At 42.3% G+C, this 17,324-nt stretch carries 9 protein-coding genes; all 9 read left to right on the forward strand.

Annotated features, from left to right (window positions below; genetic code table 11):
- Window positions 1-5: 5 nt before the first annotated feature.
- The 9 genes from HMPREF9010_RS19460 to HMPREF9010_RS19420 all read left to right on the forward strand — a co-directional run bounded on the left by HMPREF9010_RS19460 (window position 6) and on the right by HMPREF9010_RS19420 (window position 17,320).
- A complete protein-coding gene (locus HMPREF9010_RS19460) occupies window positions 6-2,198 on the forward strand; it encodes a RagB/SusD family nutrient uptake outer membrane protein (RefSeq protein ID WP_008647377.1) in 2,193 nt (730 codons plus the stop codon).
- A gap of 447 nt (window positions 2,199-2,645) precedes the next feature.
- Window positions 2,646-3,500: a DUF6261 family protein gene (locus tag HMPREF9010_RS19455; protein ID WP_004311799.1), complete on the forward strand. Its 855-nt coding sequence runs from the start codon at window positions 2,646-2,648 to the stop codon at window positions 3,498-3,500.
- Window positions 3,501-3,826: 326 nt separating this feature from the next.
- Window positions 3,827-5,566, forward strand: coding sequence for a thrombospondin type 3 repeat-containing protein (locus tag HMPREF9010_RS19450; protein ID WP_008647379.1), 1,740 nt, complete (start codon window positions 3,827-3,829; stop codon window positions 5,564-5,566).
- Between the two features lie 2 nt (window positions 5,567-5,568).
- Window positions 5,569-6,237, forward strand: coding sequence for a DUF3826 domain-containing protein (locus HMPREF9010_RS19445; RefSeq protein WP_008647380.1), 669 nt, complete (start codon window positions 5,569-5,571; stop codon window positions 6,235-6,237).
- Window positions 6,238-6,442: 205 nt separating this feature from the next.
- Complete coding sequence (locus tag HMPREF9010_RS19440) at window positions 6,443-7,366, forward strand: glycoside hydrolase family 43 protein (protein WP_008647381.1); 924 nt, start codon at window positions 6,443-6,445, stop codon at window positions 7,364-7,366.
- 32 nt (window positions 7,367-7,398) lie between these two features.
- Window positions 7,399-10,719: an MGH1-like glycoside hydrolase domain-containing protein gene (locus HMPREF9010_RS19435; protein ID WP_008647382.1), complete on the forward strand. Its 3,321-nt coding sequence runs from the start codon at window positions 7,399-7,401 to the stop codon at window positions 10,717-10,719.
- A gap of 153 nt (window positions 10,720-10,872) precedes the next feature.
- Window positions 10,873-13,707, forward strand: coding sequence for a glycoside hydrolase family 78 protein (locus HMPREF9010_RS19430; RefSeq protein WP_008647387.1), 2,835 nt, complete (start codon window positions 10,873-10,875; stop codon window positions 13,705-13,707).
- Between the two features lie 199 nt (window positions 13,708-13,906).
- Complete coding sequence (locus HMPREF9010_RS19425; RefSeq protein WP_008647389.1) at window positions 13,907-15,259, forward strand: glycoside hydrolase family 28 protein; 1,353 nt, start codon at window positions 13,907-13,909, stop codon at window positions 15,257-15,259.
- Between the two features lie 96 nt (window positions 15,260-15,355).
- Window positions 15,356-17,320 carry a DUF3826 domain-containing protein gene (locus tag HMPREF9010_RS19420; protein WP_008647392.1) on the forward strand — a complete coding sequence of 655 codons (1,965 nt, stop codon included), beginning with the start codon at window positions 15,356-15,358 and terminating at the stop codon, window positions 17,318-17,320.
- Window positions 17,321-17,324: the final 4 nt, after the last annotated feature.

Here is a 17,324-nt window from a genome sequence, read left to right on the forward strand (position 1 = left end):
GTAAAATGAAAAGAAAAAATATATTCCGTATCAGCGTAGCTTTTTGGGCGATGACTGCGTTTACTTCTTGTAGCGACCAGTTCATGCAAGACAAGCAGAACTTTGACAGCACTACTGCCGATGCTTATAATTATTGGAGTGGTGCACTGGGACGTGTAGCAGATGTTTATAGAGTATGTCTGCCAGATCCTAAGGCTACTCCCAGTTCAATGTATAACAGTACCGGTTTAGCAGACGACCAATCTAAGTCGACTGAAGAATATAGTGGATTCAGTGCTTTTGTCGATCCACTCAAGCCGTTGACTTATCAAACCGGAAATAATCCTGTACCTGATTACTTTGAAGGAACGAAAGGTGATCCTATAACTTCCGCTTATGGACGTATTCGTAATATTAATGATGTCATTGCAGGCATTGAAGGAAGCACGCTTTCGCAGGAAGAAAAGAATGAGTTGTTAGGGCAGGTTTACTTCTTTCGTGCATGGTGCTATTATAATTTGGTGAAATGGTATGGTGGTGTGCCCATCATTACGGAAGTACAGGAACCTGTTGAAAGTTCTGTTGTTCCCCGTTCTTCCGCAAAGGATTGTTTCAAATTTATTTGTGACGATTTGGAGAGAGCTGAAACATTGTTAGCACCTTTTACGGGAGCCGGACAATGGATGTCTGGTGATAATTACGGTCGTGTTACTTCCGGTACAGCAGTGGCTTTGTTGGGTCGAGTACGTGTACTATATGCCAGTCCGTTATTTAATCGCTCCAATGATTTGTCTCGTTGGACACAGGCTTACAATGATATAAAAAGATCTATTGACGTGCTGACAGCTGCCGGATATGGCTTGGCTAATGAAAGTAATCCCGGTGTGAACGCTTCCGGTTGGGCTAATCTTTTTACTGAAGTGCCGAGTCAAGAAGCTGTATTTGTAACGCTACACAACACGCTGACGGAAGGAGTTCCTGATTATCGTAAGAATAATACATGGGAAAATGGCATCCGGCCGTACAATGCTAGAGGAGGAGGTGGCAAAACACCTTCCGCCATGTTGGTAGATATGTTTCCTATGTCTGACGGCAAGATACCTGCAACTTGTGAAACATACAATACGTTAACTAAATCAGATATACCTTATTATCGCGAATTTCCTTTCGTCGATCGTGATCCGCGCTTCTATCGTACATTCGCTTTCCCGGGAATTCGTTGGTCGTTTGTCGGTAATCCTACGACACAAGGGAACCGATACCCGCACAATGGTCCTGATTATGAACTTTGGAACTATACCTGGTATACGGATGCAGCTTATGTAGATGATATTGAAGCCAATAGCAGTGTGACCTATGGCGCTGATGGTCTCCTTAATGATGTAAAAGGTTTTTATGTACGTAAACGCTCTGATGACAGAGATGTGAATGCTATTGCCCGTTATGTCTATGATGAAAAGTCCGGGGGATTCACACGTTCTGCCGCGCCGTATATGGAGATTAGATATGCGGAAGTATTACTTAATTATGCAGAAGCAGCATGTAATGCGGGTGAGATGGGAGTTGCCGTTGATCAATTACAAAAAATCCGTGCTCGTGTTGGTTATAAAGCTGAAAATAATTATGGATTGGAAGCAGGTTTGGACGGTGACCAAGCTAAATGTATGGCAGCTATCATGTATGAACGTCAAATTGAATTGGCATACGAAGGAAAACGTTTCGATGATATGCGTCGCTGGATGTTGTTTGATGGCGGCATAGAACTTCCTGAAGGTGCGCCTGCTACTTGGAAACTGACTGGCTGGGGTGGAAACACATGTACATATCTTGGTTTTAAGCCACTCAACGGACAACGTCGCGAGAATCTTGAATTCCGTACAACTGTAAACGGTGGCATTGGTGGAACAAATGTTGACGACGATCCGTTAGTAAAAGCTGGAATTACCCGTCCGGCTGCAATGGATTTGAGAAAGGATCTTGCCAGCGAACAGGATAGGCTGAAAGAATTTTATTCAAATTATTTGACCCGTAAGACAAAGAAAGGCGATTCTTATGATGATAGCCATTCTCCATTGTATATCGCGTTCCTTCCAAGGTATTATATCCTTGGTTTCCATCAAGGTATCCAGGGTAATAATAGTACATTGCTGCAAACCATCGGCTGGGGAGATTACAACAACGGTGGCGCAAACGGTACTTTTGACCCGCTGGCTGAATAAAAAACTCAACTTCCTTCGATAAGAACCCTGCATTTCGGTGCAGGGATAATTACATCGGAGATGAATCACAGGATGCTTCGGCATCGAAAACCATAGAAATTCACCGGTTCCTCCCTCTTTTCTTTGAGAAGACGGCAGGAATTGGTGAATTTTTGTTCGTTAAATCAGCTGATTTTAGTTATCTTTGCCTTCGCAAACTTCTCAAAACGCTTCCCCAAGCCTGCTGAATGCCTGCAAACTTCCAGAAACGCTTTCCCAAGCTTGTAAAATGCCGGAAAACTTTTTAAATCGCTTTTGCAAGCTTGAAAAACGCCTGCAAATTTTAAAAAATGCTTTCACAGGTATGCAAAACGTCCGCGAATTTACAGCAACCATTTCGCGGGCTTGTCCGGACTTCGAATTTTTCAGAGATAGATAGAACAAGTATGAATCCCGAAAGAAAAAATTATGGGAAGTTATCAAAAAGCAGACGGTATCACACTGTCACAACTGAACAACACTGAGTACACCAATTTCATGAATCGTGTGCTGACACTCCTCACCGCAGGAAGTATTTCCAAACTGACAGTAACAAACATCGTGAACAGCATCAAGCCGAAGTTGGTACAAATGGAAGACCTGGTGAACCGTTCCACGGCCAACGCCGAAACAAAGGATTTACTGAAACTGGATGCCGAACGCGATTCGTATGTCAGTTATTTGTTGGCTACTGTCCGTGCGGCCAAAAACTCACCGTTGGCAGCGCAACGAGATGCATATAATACCTTGGAAATCACGGTGCGCCCTTATACCGGACTGGCACGCATGCGCAATATGGAGGAAACGGCAGCCATCAGCGGACTACTGCTTGATTTCCGCAAGGAAGCCGTGAAAACCGCCGTTACGGCACTCAATTTGGATGCCATATTAACGGCACTCGAAACCGCCAATAAAAACTATTCGGCACTGACAGACGCCCGTTCCGTTACTCGTACAGCAGAATCGGTTGCGGACTCAAAGACTGTGCGTGCGCAGCTTGATTCACTCTACGATGACTTGGTGATGCACATAACCGCTGTCAATATACTGACTCCCTCCATAACGGAAGCTTCAGCGTTTCTTACTGCTCTCAACCAAGTCATAGCCGAAACAAAAGCTGCTTATAATCGTCGTAAAGGTATTACGGCTCCCTCAAAGCCTTCCGGAGGCAACGGAACGATAACGCCTGGTGAAGGTGAAGCTCCCGATCCTGATGAAGGCGGTGGAGTAACTCCTCCTTCCGGTGGCAGCGACAGTGGCGAAGCTCCCGATCCGGCTCTCTGACGGCAGCTAATAGAAGAGAAAATGTGAAAAGAGGGAATCTTAAGATTCCCTCTTTTCTTTTACACCAAGCTATTCCGGTTATTCGGATTTCGTGTGTGACACATTCCTTCCTTCGTCGTTTTTTCTTCCGATAGAGAAATGACCGGCAGAAAAAGACACTTTTCAGCAAAGTGATTCTCGATAGTACTACACGGACCATTGGAGACTGGAAAGTCGTTTCTCTCCCCCGCATTTGATAAAAGATCATCATCACTGATTACAAATCTTTTCTTCTTTCGTCTTATTATTGTATTTTTGAATTAACAACTTCACAAAACCAAATAAAAATGAAGAAGAAACAGGTACTTTTAGCAGTTTTTGCTGCAACAATGTTGACTCCGACCGTTGCATGGGCGCAATACCCACAAATATCTGGCGAAGCCAAAGAAAACTATACAAAAATGATGACTGAAGAGCGGAAACGCTCTGATGAAGCATGGGCAAAAGCGTTGCCGATAGTACAAAAAGAAGCTAGAGAAGGACGTCCATATATTCCTTGGGCTGGTCGTCCGTACGATTTGCCACAGGCTGATATCCCTTCATTCCCAGGTGCTGAAGGTGGTGGTATGTACAGTTTCGGTGGTCGTGGAGGTAAAGTGATAACTGTCACAAATCTGAATGATCGTGGACCGGGCTCTTTCCGTGAAGCATGTGAAACTGGTGGTGCACGTATTATCGTATTTAATGTTGCCGGTATCATCCGTCTGGAATCTCCGATTATCGTCCGTGCTCCTTACGTAACTATTGCCGGACAAACAGCTCCAGGAGACGGTGTTTGTATTGCTGGAGAATCATTTTGGGTAGATACACATGATGTTGTTGTACGTCATATGCGTTTCCGTCGTGGAGAAACGAAAGTATGGCATCGTGATGACTCTTTCGGAGGTAACCCTGTTGGTAATATAATGATCGACCACTGCTCCTGTACATGGGGATTGGATGAAAACATTTCTTTCTATCGCCACATGTACGACCCGAGTGAAGGACAATATGAAAGCAAAGATTTGAAACTTCCTACTGTAAACGTAACTATTCAAAATACTATCTCGGCAAAAGCGTTGGATACATACAATCATGCGTTCGGTAGTACGTTAGGTGGTGAGAACTGTGCGTTTGCCCGTAACCTTTGGGCTAGTAACTCTGGCCGTAACCCTTCTATCGGATGGAATGGTATATTTAATTTCGTTAATAATGTAGTATTCAATTGGGTGCACCGTTCTTCTGATGGTGGTGATTATACCGCGATGTTCAATATGATTAACAACTACTACAAACCGGGACCTGCTACTCCTAAGGATTCCAATGTAGGACATCGTATCTTGAAACCGGAAGCAGGACGTAGTAAGCTGGATCATAAAGAATATGGGCGAGTATATGCCGACGGAAATATAATGGAAGGCTATCCTGAAATAACTAAAGACAACTGGAATGGCGGTATTCAGATTGAAACTCAACCGAACACTGACGGATATACTGAATACATGCGTAGCTATCAGCCGTTCGAGATGCCGTATATCAATATCATGGGAGCTAAAGATGCTTATGACTATGTATTGAAACATGTAGGCGCGAATATTCCTTGTCGTGATATTGTTGACGAACGTGTGATTGAAGAAGTTAGAACAGGTATTCCTTATTATGAAAAGAAACTTCCTAAAGACGCTTATGGTGACTTGACAGGTTTGTCTCCTAAGTCAATGGGGGAAGACGGACAGTTCAAGTATCGTCGTTTGCCGAAAGATTCTTATAAGCAGGGTATTATTACTGATGTTCGCCAGATGGGTGGTTATCCTGAATACAAAGGTACTCCTTATGTTGATACAGACAAAGATGGTATGCCGGACGAATGGGAAATTGCTAACGGATTAAATCCGAACGATCCGAGTGATACCAATAAAGACTGTACTGGTGACGGATATACGAATATTGAAAAATATATCAACGGTATCAGCACAAAGCATAAAGTAGATTGGAGAGATATGAAGAACAACTACGATACATTGGCTGAAAAAGGAAAATTAATGTAATTATGAAAAAGATACTGATACTATCATTGCTTTTTATTTCCGGTTGGATGTCTGCGCAGGCAGTCGACTTAAATAAAGAGAATCGTGATCCTGAATATGTAAAGTCTATTGTCGGCCGATCACAAAAGATCGTTGATAAACTCGGACTTACAGATGCGAAAATAGCCGAAGATGTTCGCAATGTCATAGCCAATCGTTACTTCGAATTAAATGATATTTATGAAGTGCGGGATGCTAAAATCAAGAAGATAAAAGAATCTGGGTTGACCGGTGAGGCTAAAAATGAAGCTTTGAAAGCCGCGGAGAATGAAAAAGATGCAGCGCTATATCGTTCACATTTCGCTTTTCCTGCCAATTTATCTCTCTTTCTTGATGAAAGGCAAATAGAAGCCGTTAAAGATGGCATGACTTATGGAGTAGTAAAAGTGACTTATGACTCACATCTGGACATGATTCCTACTTTGAAAGAAGAAGAAAAAGCTCAAATCTATGCATGGTTGATTGAGGCCCGTGAATTTGCGTTGGATGCAGAAAATTCGAATAAGAAACACGCTGCTTTCGGAAAATACAAAGGACGTATCAATAACTATCTGGCTAAACGCGGATATGATCTGAAGAAAGAACGTGAGGAATGGTATAAGCGTGTAAAAGCCCGTGGAGGTTCTCTATAATTAAAAAATAAGATACTATAAAAAGAAGTGAAATTCTTTCCCATTGTAAATGGTTAGTTTGTTTGATGGTGGAAAGGGTGGCTCGGAGAGTCGCCCTTTTATCGTATATAAATTTTGAATCTACTGATTCTTCTAGTATATTTGAGTACAAATGGCGCTTTCCATCGTCTCCTCTGTATAAAAGATACAAATATAGAATATACAAATGAAAAAGTTAAGAAATACATTAGCCGCAATAAGTCTTCTGTTTCTGGCTTCTTGTGGGGGGAACAAAGACTACTACATGTTCACTTCGTTTCATGAACCGGCTGATGAGGGTTTGAGATACTTATACAGTGAGGACGGAATGCATTGGGACAGTATTCCGGGAGTTTGGCTAAAGCCGGAACTGGGACAGCACCAGCTCATGCGGGACCCCTCGATGGTACGTACTCCGGATGGAACCTACCATTTGGTCTGGACTACAAGTTGGAAAGGTGATTTAGGATTTGGCTACGCACATTCCAAAGATCTGATCCATTGGTCGGAACAACAGATGATTCCTGTAATGGCAGACGAACCGACTACTATTAATGTATGGGCTCCGGAAATTTTCTATGACGACGAGAACGATCAGTTCATGGTCGTATGGGCTTCCTGTGTCCCCGGACGTTTCGAAAAGGGAATAGAAGAAGAGAATAATAATCATCGTTTATACTATATCACTACAAAAGATTTTAAAACCGTTTCGAAAGCAAAACTTTTGTATGATCCGGGATTCAGCACCATTGATGCCGTTATCGTGAAACGGGCAAAGAATGACTATGTAATGGTACTCAAGGATAACACCCGTCCGGAACGTAATCTGAAAATCGCTTTTTCCGATTCTATGACCGGTCCTTATTCGCCCGCATCCCAGCCTTTCACTGAATCCTTTGTAGAAGGCCCGTCTGTAGAGAAGTTGGGCGACGATTATCTAATCTACTTTGATGTATATAAGAAAAAAATATATGGCGCTATGCGTACGAAGGATTTCCGGAACTTTACAGATGTAACAGAAGAGGTAAGCATCCCTGTAGGACATAAGCATGGAACAATATTCAAAGCTCCGGAATCAGTAGTAAAGGCATTGCTGGAAGAAAAGAAATAAATCTGGAACTAATTTAAAATCAGAAATAAATCATGAACAACTCTGCTAAAATTCTTTTTGTACTGGCTGCCGGATGGTTGACTACTACAGCCTTTGCACAAGATAGAATCCATTATACAGGAAAAGAATTATCAAATCCTGCTTATCACGACGGGCAACTGTCTCCGGTAGTCGGAGTGCATAATATTCAATTGGTACGTGCCAATCGCGAACATCCGGATGCTTCGAACGGCAATGGATGGACTTATAATCATCAGCCGATGCTGGCTTATTGGAATGGCCAGTTTTTCTATCAATACCTGGCAGACCCTTCTGATGAACACATACCGCCTTCACAGACTTTTCTGATGACTTCGAAGGATGGATATCACTGGACGAATCCGGAAATTGTATTCCCTCCTTATAAAGTGCCCGATGGATATACCAAAGAATCTCGTCCGGGTGTGCAGGCCAAAGATCTGATTGCCATTATGCACCAACGTGTTGGATTTTATGTCTCTAAATCCGGCAAACTGATTACAATGGGGAATTATGGAGTTGCTTTGGACAAAAAGGATGACCCCAATGATGGAAACGGTATTGGCCGCGTAGTTCGTGAAATAAAGAAAGACGGTTCTTTCGGACCGATCTATTTCATTTATTATAATCATGGATTTAATGAAAAGAATACCGATTATCCATATTTTAAGAAAAGTAAGGATCGTGAGTTTGTGAAAGCTTGCCAGAAAATTCTCGATAATCCGCTGTATATGATGCAGTGGGTGGAAGAAGCCGACCGTGAAGATCCTCTCATTCCGTTGAAGAAAGGATATAAAGCATTCAATTGTTATACATTGCCGGATGGACGTATTGCCAGTCTTTGGAAACATGCACTTACTTCTATCAGTGAGGATGGCGGACATACCTGGGCAGAACCGGTGCTTCGTGCAAAAGGCTTTGTCAATAGCAATGCAAAAATCTGGGGACAACGTCTAAGTGACGGAACGTATGCTACAGTATATAATCCATCGGAATTTCGTTGGCCGCTAGCTATCTCTTTGAGTAAAGATGGGTTGGAATATACGACATTAAATTTAGTGCATGGTGAAATCACTCCAATGCGCTATGGAGGAAATTATAAATCATACGGTCCCCAATATCCACGTGGTATTCAGGAAGGTAATGGAATACCTGCAGATGGTGATTTATGGGTTTCTTACAGTGTGAATAAGGAAGATATGTGGATTTCCCGCATTCCTGTTCCGGTAGAGATAAATGCTTCAGCACATGCGGACGATGATTTCTCAAACAATAAATCAATTGCAGAACTGACTGACTGGAATATTTATTCTCCGGTTTGGGCTCCGGTTTCTCTGGAAGGTCAATGGCTGAAACTGCAAGATAAAGACCCGTTTGATTATGCCAAAGTGGAACGTAAAATTCCGGCTTCTAAAGAATTGAAAGTATCATTTGATTTGAAAGCCGGCCAGAATAATAAAGGCACACTCCAGATTGAATTTCTGGATGAGAATGGAATAGCCTGTTCTCGTATGGAACTTACTGATGATGGCATTTTCCGATTGAAAGGCGGCTCCCGGTTTGCAAATATGATGAAATATGAAGCAGGAAAGGTTTATCATGTAGAAGCAGTCCTTTCTACTGTTGATCGTAATATTCAAGTATATGTAGATGGTAAGAGAGTAGGGTTGCGTATGTTCTATGCGCCCGTGGCTGCTGTGGAGCGAATCGTATTCCGTACTGGCGTACCTCGTACATTTCCGACTGTAGATACTCCTGCCGATCAGACGTATGATCTGCCAAATGCAGGTGCGCAAGATCCATTGGCTGAATATGGCATTGCCAATGTGAAAACATCTTCTACAGATAAGGATGTGTCTTCTGCTTTTTTAAAGTATGCTGACTTCAGTCATTATGCAGACTATTTCAACGGTATGGAAGACGAAAATATTGTTCAGGCAATTCCCAATGCAAAGGCTTCGGAATGGATGGAGGAAAATATTCCTTTGTTCGAGTGTCCGCAACATAACTTTGAAGAAATGTATTATTATCGTTGGTGGTCAATCCGTAAGCATATCAAGGAGACTCCTGTAGGCTATGGCATGACCGAGTTTCTCGTTCAGCGTTCTTATTCAGATAAATATAATTTGATTGCTTGTGCAATTGGACATCACATTTATGAAAGCCGTTGGTTGCGTGATCCGAAATATTTGGATCAGATTATTCATACATGGTATCGTGGCAATGATGGCGGTCCGATGAAGAAAATGGATAAGTTCAGCTCATGGAATGCAGATGCTGTTTTGGCTCGTTACATGGTAGATGGTGATAAGGACTATCTGCTGGATATGAAGAAAGATCTGGAAACCGAATATCAGCGTTGGGAACGTACGAACCGTTTGAAAAATGGATTGTATTGGCAGGGTGATGTACAGGATGGTATGGAAGAATCAATCAGTGGAGGACGGAAGAAGAAATATGCCCGGCCGACAATCAATAGCTATATGTATGGCAATGCTAAAGCACTTTCATGTATAGGAATTCTTTCCGGTGATGAGGGGATGGCTATGAAATATGGCATGAGAGCAGATACTTTGAAAAATCTGGTAGAAAATGAATTGTGGAATACACGTCATCAGTTTTTTGAAACGATGCGTACGGACTCTTCTGCGAATGTGCGTGAAGCAATCGGATATATTCCCTGGTATTTCAACCTGCCGGATACCACCCAAAAGTATGAAATTGCCTGGAAAGAAATTATGGATGAAAAAGGCTTTTCTGCTCCTTATGGACTGACAACTGCAGAACGTCGTCATCCGGAATTCCGTACACGTGGAGTAGGCAAGTGTGAGTGGGACGGTGCTATCTGGCCGTTTGCTTCCGCACAGACATTGACAGCAATGGCTAACTTTATGAATAATTATCCGCAGACTGTATTGTCTGACAGTGTATATTTCCGTCAGATGGAATTGTATGTGGAATCACAGTACCATCGTGGTCGTCCCTATATTGGTGAATATTTAGATGAGGTGACCGGTTATTGGCTGAAAGGAGATCAGGAACGTAGCCGTTATTATAACCATTCTACTTTCAACGACTTGATAATTACAGGACTGATCGGACTTCGTCCGCGTTTGGATAATACGATTGAAGTGAACCCCTTAATTCCTGCCGACAAGTGGGATTGGTTCTGTTTGGATAATGTATTATATCACGGTCATAATCTGACGATTCTTTGGGATAAGAATGGTGATCGTTATCATTGCGGAAAAGGATTACGCATTTTTGTAGATGGTAAGGAAGTAGGACATACAGATACATTGACTAGAATTGTTTGTGAAAATGTACTCAAATAATCTTTATTTTTAGACATAAGAACAAAAGAACATAAATGCTGCGCTTTGAAATTATTACTATTGCTTATTGAACTGCTATTTTATTTTTTGTTCTTATGTTCTTCTGTCTGAATTAGATTCCCATTTATCGAACAAATAAAAGATACTTGAAAAATGAAATTCAAAAAGATTCTTCTTTCATTGCTAATTTGTTTGTCTTGTTTTGTACAGGCGAAGAATATAACCATCAGTCGTCTTACCTGTGAGATGCAGGAGGGACTGGTAGTGGTCGAAGGTTCACCCCGTTTGGGCTGGGTGATGGAATCGCCGGAAAATGGGACACGACAATCTGCCTATGAGATTGACATTCGGGAGGCTTTTACAGGACGTTCCATTTGGAATAGTGGGAAGGTTTATTCTTCGCAGAGCCAGTTAGTTTCTACAAAGGGGGCAGATATACGTCCTGATAACTCATTTAATTATAGTTGGCGCGTTCGTGTTTGGGATGAAACAGATACGCCTTCCGAGTGGAGCAGTGAAGCGAAATTCCGGGCAGTACCCGAAAGGTTATCTTCGGGGCAATGGATTGGAGCTATTACCCGACAAAATGCTCATTTACCGGAAGGGCGTAAGTTCCACGGTGGAGAGCTGAAGAAGCCGGAAGTGAAAGCAGCTTGGGAAGCAGTGGACACTTTGGCAAAGAAAAGTATTTGTTTGAGAAGAACATTCCAGGTAGGAGATGCGACAGAAGGGGGTACAAACCGTAAACCGGGCAAGAAAATAGTGGAAGCAACGGCATACGTTTGTGGGCTGGGATTTTATGAATTTTCTTTGAATGGCAAAAAAGTAGGTAACAGTGAGTTTGCTCCATTGTGGAGTGATTATGATAAAACTGTTTACTATAACACATACGATGTAACGGAACAATTGCGGCGTGGTGAGAATGTCGTAGGAATCTTATTGGGGAATGGATTCTATAATGTGCAGGGGGGGCGTTATCGCAAATTACAGATCAGCTTTGGTCCTCCCACACTTTTATTTGAGCTGGTTATTAACTACGAAGATGGAACATGTACGACAGTTCATTCAGATAATGACTGGAAATATGATTTTAGTCCGGTAACCTTCAATTGCATATATGGAGGGGAAGATTATGATGCGCGTCGTGAACAGAAAGGATGGAATCAGATTGGCTTTGATGACAGTCACTGGCGTCCGGTAGTCATACAGGAAGCTCCTAAAGGAATACTTCGTCCACAGATGGCGGCTCCGGTGAAAATCATGGAACGGTATGATATTCAAAAGGTAACAAAACTAAATGCGGACCAAATTGCATCAGCTTCTGTATCAACAAAGAGAACAGTCGATCCTTCTGCTTTTGTGTTGGATATGGGACAGAATCTGGCTGGCTTTCCGGAAATAACAGTACGTGGCAAACGTGGTCAGAAAGTAACTCTGATTGTAGCCGAAGCATTGACAGAGGAAGGTGCTTGCAATCAGCGACAAACGGGACGTCAACACTATTATGAATATACACTGAAAGGTGAAGGTGACGAAACCTGGCATCCTCGTTTCTCTTATTACGGTTTTAGATATATTCAAGTCGAGGGGGCTGTCTTAAAAGGACAAAAGAATCCGCAGAAGTTGCCTGTGTTGAAGAATATTCAATCCTGTTTCGTATTTAATTCAGCTAAGAAAGTTTCCACTTTCGAATCATCCAACCGAATATTTAATGCTGCCCATCGATTGATCGAAAAAGCAGTGCGTAGCAATATGCAGTCTGTGTTTACAGATTGTCCGCATCGTGAAAAACTAGGCTGGCTGGAGCAGGTGCATTTGAATGGTCCTGGGTTATTATACAACTATGATTTGACAGCTTATGCTCCGCAGATTATGCAGAATATGGCAGATGCGCAACATGCCAACGGTGCCATGCCGACAACTGCTCCGGAATACGTAGTTTTTGAAGGTCCGGGTATGGATGCTTTTGCCGAATCTCCGGAATGGGGTGGTTCTCTGGTTATTTTCCCATTTATGTACTATGAGACGTATGGAGATGACTCGTTGATTAAGAAATATTATCCGAATATGCGCCGTTATGTGGATTATCTGAAGACTCGTGCAGAGATGGGTATTCTTTCTTTCGGCTTGGGAGATTGGTATGATTATGGAGATTTTCGTGCCGGATTCTCCAGGAACACACCGGTTCCCCTGGTGGCTACCGCGCATTATTATATGACAGTAATGTATTTAATAAAAGCTGCGAAAATGGTTGGCAATGACTTTGACATTCATTATTATACTTCTTTGGCACATGAAATACTTGCCGCATTTAATAAATGTTTTCTCAATAAAGAGACAGCACAGTATGGTACAGGGAGCCAATGTAGTAATGCACTTCCGTTATTCCTCCAGATGACGCAGGATTCAGATGAACAAGGCAGTTATCAACCGGATGCAAAGTTGGATGAGAAAGTACTTATGAATCTGATTAAAGATGTGGAAGCACATGGCAATCGCTTAACGACCGGTGATGTGGGTAACCGCTATCTGATTCAGACACTGGCGCGTAATGGTCAGCACGAACTTATTTATAAAATGTTCAATCATGAAGAAGCTCCCGGATATGGTTTCCAGTTAAAATTCGGTGCTACAACTTTGACCGAGCAGTGGGACCCCCGTCAAGGTTCTTTCTGGAATCACTTTATGATGGGACAGATTGATGAATGGTTCTTTAATTCACTGGTCGGTATTCGTCCTTCTACCACTCCAAAACAAGGTTATCAGAAGTTCATCATCGCTCCCCAACCTGTGGGAGATTTGAAATATGTCAAAGCGTCGTATGAAACTTTATACGGTACCATTAATGTGGACTGGACTTGTGAGAATGGAACTTTTACTTTAAACGTGTCTGTTCCGGTGAATACTACCGCTGTCGTTTACCTCCCGGGCGAAAAAGAACCGAAAGAGATACAGAGCGGAACATATCAATTGATTTGTGCAAAATGAAAGAGACATTTTATATATATTTGTAGAATGAAAAACAATGTATTCGTATAAAAAATCATGCAGCATCTTTATTTTAATCATGTAGCATGTTTGAAAAAAACATCTCAATGATTGTCTTCAAACATTGGGAAGAAAAAAAGATTCTATTAGCATGATTTTTTAGAAGGAAACGATGAAATATACTTTAATAATATCGATTATGAATTTACGAACAACTCTTATCGTCTTTCTTTGCTTCTGTGCAACCACAGTTCTTCGTGCCGAGCGTGTAGATATGCTGAAGGCCGGTGCAAAAGCAAATGGCAAGACTCTTAATACAAAACTAATCAATTCAACGATTGACCGTCTGAACCGTGGGGGCGGAGGTACTCTTTTCTTTCCTGCCGGGACTTATCTGACGGGGAGTATCCATCTGAAAAGTAATATTACACTGGAGTTGGAAGCCGGAGCTACCTTGCTCTTTTCCGATAACTTTGATGACTATCTTCCTTTTGTCGAGGTTCGTCACGAAGGAGTGATGATGAAAAGTTTCCAGCCTTTGATTTATGCGGTAGATACCGAGAACATTACGATCAAAGGAGAAGGAACTTTGGACGGACAAGGAAAGAAATGGTGGATGGAGTTCTTTCGTGTCATGATTGATTTGAAAGACAATGGTATGCGTGATGTGAATAAATATCAGCCAATGTGGGATGCAGCAAACGATACGACAGCAATTTATGCTGAAACGAACAAGGATTATGTAAATACATTGCAACGTCGCTTTTTCCGTCCTCCGTTTATTCAGCCCGTTCGTTGTAAGAAAGTAAAGATTGAAGGAGTGAAAATCATAAATTCTCCCTTCTGGACGGTCAATCCGGAGTTTTGCAACAATGTAACCATAAAGGGGATCACCATAGATAATGCACCCTCACCAAATACGGACGGAGTGAATCCGGAATCCTGCCGCAACGTACATATCAGCGACTGCCATATATCAGTAGGAGACGATTGCATCACAATCAAGTCGGGAAGAGATGCGCAGGCCCGTCGTTTGGGAGTACCTTGCGAGAATATCACTATCACCAACTGCACCATGCTTTCCGGTCATGGAGGCGTTGTTATCGGCAGCGAGATGAGTGGGAGTGTGCGTAAAGTTACTATTTCCAATTGCGTGTTTGACGGAACAGATCGTGGAATCCGTATTAAGTCGACCCGTGGAAGGGGAGGAGTCGTTGAAGATATTCGTGTCAGCAACGTCGTAATGAGCAACATTAAACAGGAAGCTGTTGTATTGAATTTGAAATACAGTAAAATGCCTGCCGAACCTAAGAGTGAACGCACTCCGATATTCCGTAACGTACATATCAGTGGAATGACTGTGACAAACGTAAAGACTCCGATCAAAATAGTGGGCTTGGAAGAAGCGCCAATATCTGACATCGTTTTGCGTGATATTCATATTCAGGGAGGGAAACAGAAATGTATCTTCGAAAATTGTGAACGTATCATGATGGATGACGTAATCGTCAATGGTGAAGTAATTAAAAGCACCACAGATACCACAGATTAACACAGATTTTTAATTCGACTAAATTATAAAAATAATAAATCTGTGAAAATCTGTGTAATCTGTGGTGAAAAAACAACTTACATAAATTAAAAATAAATGAAACGAATCCTTTTTACTATGCTTCTTGCCGCATCTCTTTCGGCCGAAGCCCAGACGCAAACATACGAGACGGAATTTGCCCGTCCCTTGAACGAAGTACTGACGGATATACAGAACCGTTTCGGAGTCCGTTTGAAATATGACATTGATACGGTGGGAAAAATGCTGTCTTATGCCGATTTCCGTATTCGTCCTTATTCCGTGGAAGAATCCTTGACGAATGTATTGGCACCTTTCGATTATAAATTTGTTAAGCAGAAAGGAAATATGTATAAGCTGAAAGCATACGAGTATCCACGTCGTACAGATGCAGACGGAGAGAAGATGTTGGCTTATCTGAATACACTCTATACAGACCGACAGTCTTTTCAACTTCGTGCCGATTCTCTGAAAAAAGAGGTACGTCAGCGTTTAGGTATCGATACTTTGCTGGCTCAATGTGTCAAATCCAAACCTATTCTTTCAAAGATACGTAAGTTTGATGGCTATACCGTGCAGAATTTCGCGCTTGAAACACTTCCCGGGTTATACATTTGCGGTTCTATCTATACGCCCCAATCGAAAGGAAAACATGCGTTGATAATCTGCCCTAACGGACATTTTGGTGGCGGACGTTATCGGGAAGACCAACAACAACGTATGGGAACTTTGGCACGTATGGGAGCTGTTTGTGTAGACTATGATTTGTTTGGATGGGGAGAGTCGGCTTTGCAAGTTGGCAGTGCGGCACACCGTAGCAGTGCGGCGCACACTATACAGGCAATGAACGGCTTACTGATTCTTGACTACATGCTTGCTTCCCGTAAGGACATTGATACCAGCCGTATTGGTACGAATGGCGGTTCGGGTGGAGGTACCCATACTGTATTATTGAGCGTATTGGATGATCGTTTCACCGCTTCAGCTCCGGTGGTGAGCCTGGCTTCTCACTTCGACGGTGGCTGTCCCTGCGAAAGCGGAATGCCTATTCAATTATCTGCAGGAGGAACCTGTAATGCGGAATTAGCCGCAACTTTTGCTCCTCGTCCACAACTGATCGTATCGGATGGTGGCGACTGGACGGCCAGTGTTCCTACTCTTGAATTTCCTTATCTGCAACGAATCTATGGATTCTACCAGGCAAAAGATAAAGTAACGAATGTACATCTTCCCAAAGAGAAACATGACTTTGGCCCGAATAAGCGGAACGCCGTTTATGACTTCTTCGCAGAAGTATTCAAGTTGGATAAAAAGATGTTGGATGAAAGCAAGGTCACCATTGAACCGGAATCCGCTATGTATAGTTTTGGCGAAAAAGGAGCTTTGCTTCCTGAAGGCGCCATCCGTTCTTTTGACAAGGTAGCTGCCTATTTTGACAAGAAGGCTTATGCTAATTTAAAATCAGATGCTTCTCTCGAAAAGAAAGCCATTGACTGGGTAGCTTCTTTAGAGTTGAACGATGATAAAAAGGCAGGTTTTGCAGTAACTGCCATTTATAATCATCTTCGTAAAGTGCGTGACTGGCACAATGAGCACCCTTATACAACAATCCCCGAGGGTATCAATCCTCTGACAGGCAAACCGCTTTCCAAGCTCGACCGTGAAATGATTGCAGATTCCGCTATGCCGAAAGAAGTACATGAAAGGCTAATGAAAGATTTACGCAGAGTATTGACGGAAGAACAGATTGAACAAATCTTGGATAAATATACGGTAGGTAAAGTTGCTTTTACCTTGAAAGGTTATCAGGCCATTGTGCCCAATATGACAGAGGAGGAAACAGCTTTCGTTCTGGAACAGTTGAAATTGGCTCGCGAACAAGCTATTGACTACAAGAATATGAAGCAGATTTCTGCTATCTTTGAAATTTATAAAACCAAATGCGAACAGTATTTCAATGAGCATGGTCGCAACTGGCGTCAGATGTTCAAAGAGTATGTGAATAAGCGAAACGCAGAAAAGAAGGCTCAAGGAAAGAAATAAATGA

The sequence above is a fragment of the Bacteroides sp. 3_1_23 genome (genome assembly GCF_000162555.1).
GTDB classification, from domain to species: Bacteria; Bacteroidota; Bacteroidia; order Bacteroidales; family Bacteroidaceae; genus Bacteroides; species Bacteroides ovatus.

Excerpts from the sequence above, each read along its gene's own strand:
- HMPREF9010_RS19420 (WP_008647392.1), top strand. The coding sequence starts at position 15,356 with ATGAAACGAATCCTTTTTACTATGCTTCTTGCCGCATCTCTTTCGGCC.
- HMPREF9010_RS19430 (WP_008647387.1), top strand. The coding sequence starts at position 10,873 with ATGAAATTCAAAAAGATTCTTCTTTCATTGCTAATTTGTTTGTCTTGT.
- HMPREF9010_RS19445 (WP_008647380.1), top strand. The coding sequence starts at position 5,569 with ATGAAAAAGATACTGATACTATCATTGCTTTTTATTTCCGGTTGGATG.
- HMPREF9010_RS19450 (WP_008647379.1), top strand. The coding sequence starts at position 3,827 with ATGAAGAAGAAACAGGTACTTTTAGCAGTTTTTGCTGCAACAATGTTG.
- HMPREF9010_RS19440 (WP_008647381.1), top strand. The coding sequence starts at position 6,443 with ATGAAAAAGTTAAGAAATACATTAGCCGCAATAAGTCTTCTGTTTCTG.
- HMPREF9010_RS19435 (WP_008647382.1), top strand. The coding sequence starts at position 7,399 with ATGAACAACTCTGCTAAAATTCTTTTTGTACTGGCTGCCGGATGGTTG.
- HMPREF9010_RS19460 (WP_008647377.1), top strand. The coding sequence starts at position 6 with ATGAAAAGAAAAAATATATTCCGTATCAGCGTAGCTTTTTGGGCGATG.
- HMPREF9010_RS19425 (WP_008647389.1), top strand. The coding sequence starts at position 13,907 with ATGAATTTACGAACAACTCTTATCGTCTTTCTTTGCTTCTGTGCAACC.
- HMPREF9010_RS19455 (WP_004311799.1), top strand. The coding sequence starts at position 2,646 with ATGGGAAGTTATCAAAAAGCAGACGGTATCACACTGTCACAACTGAAC.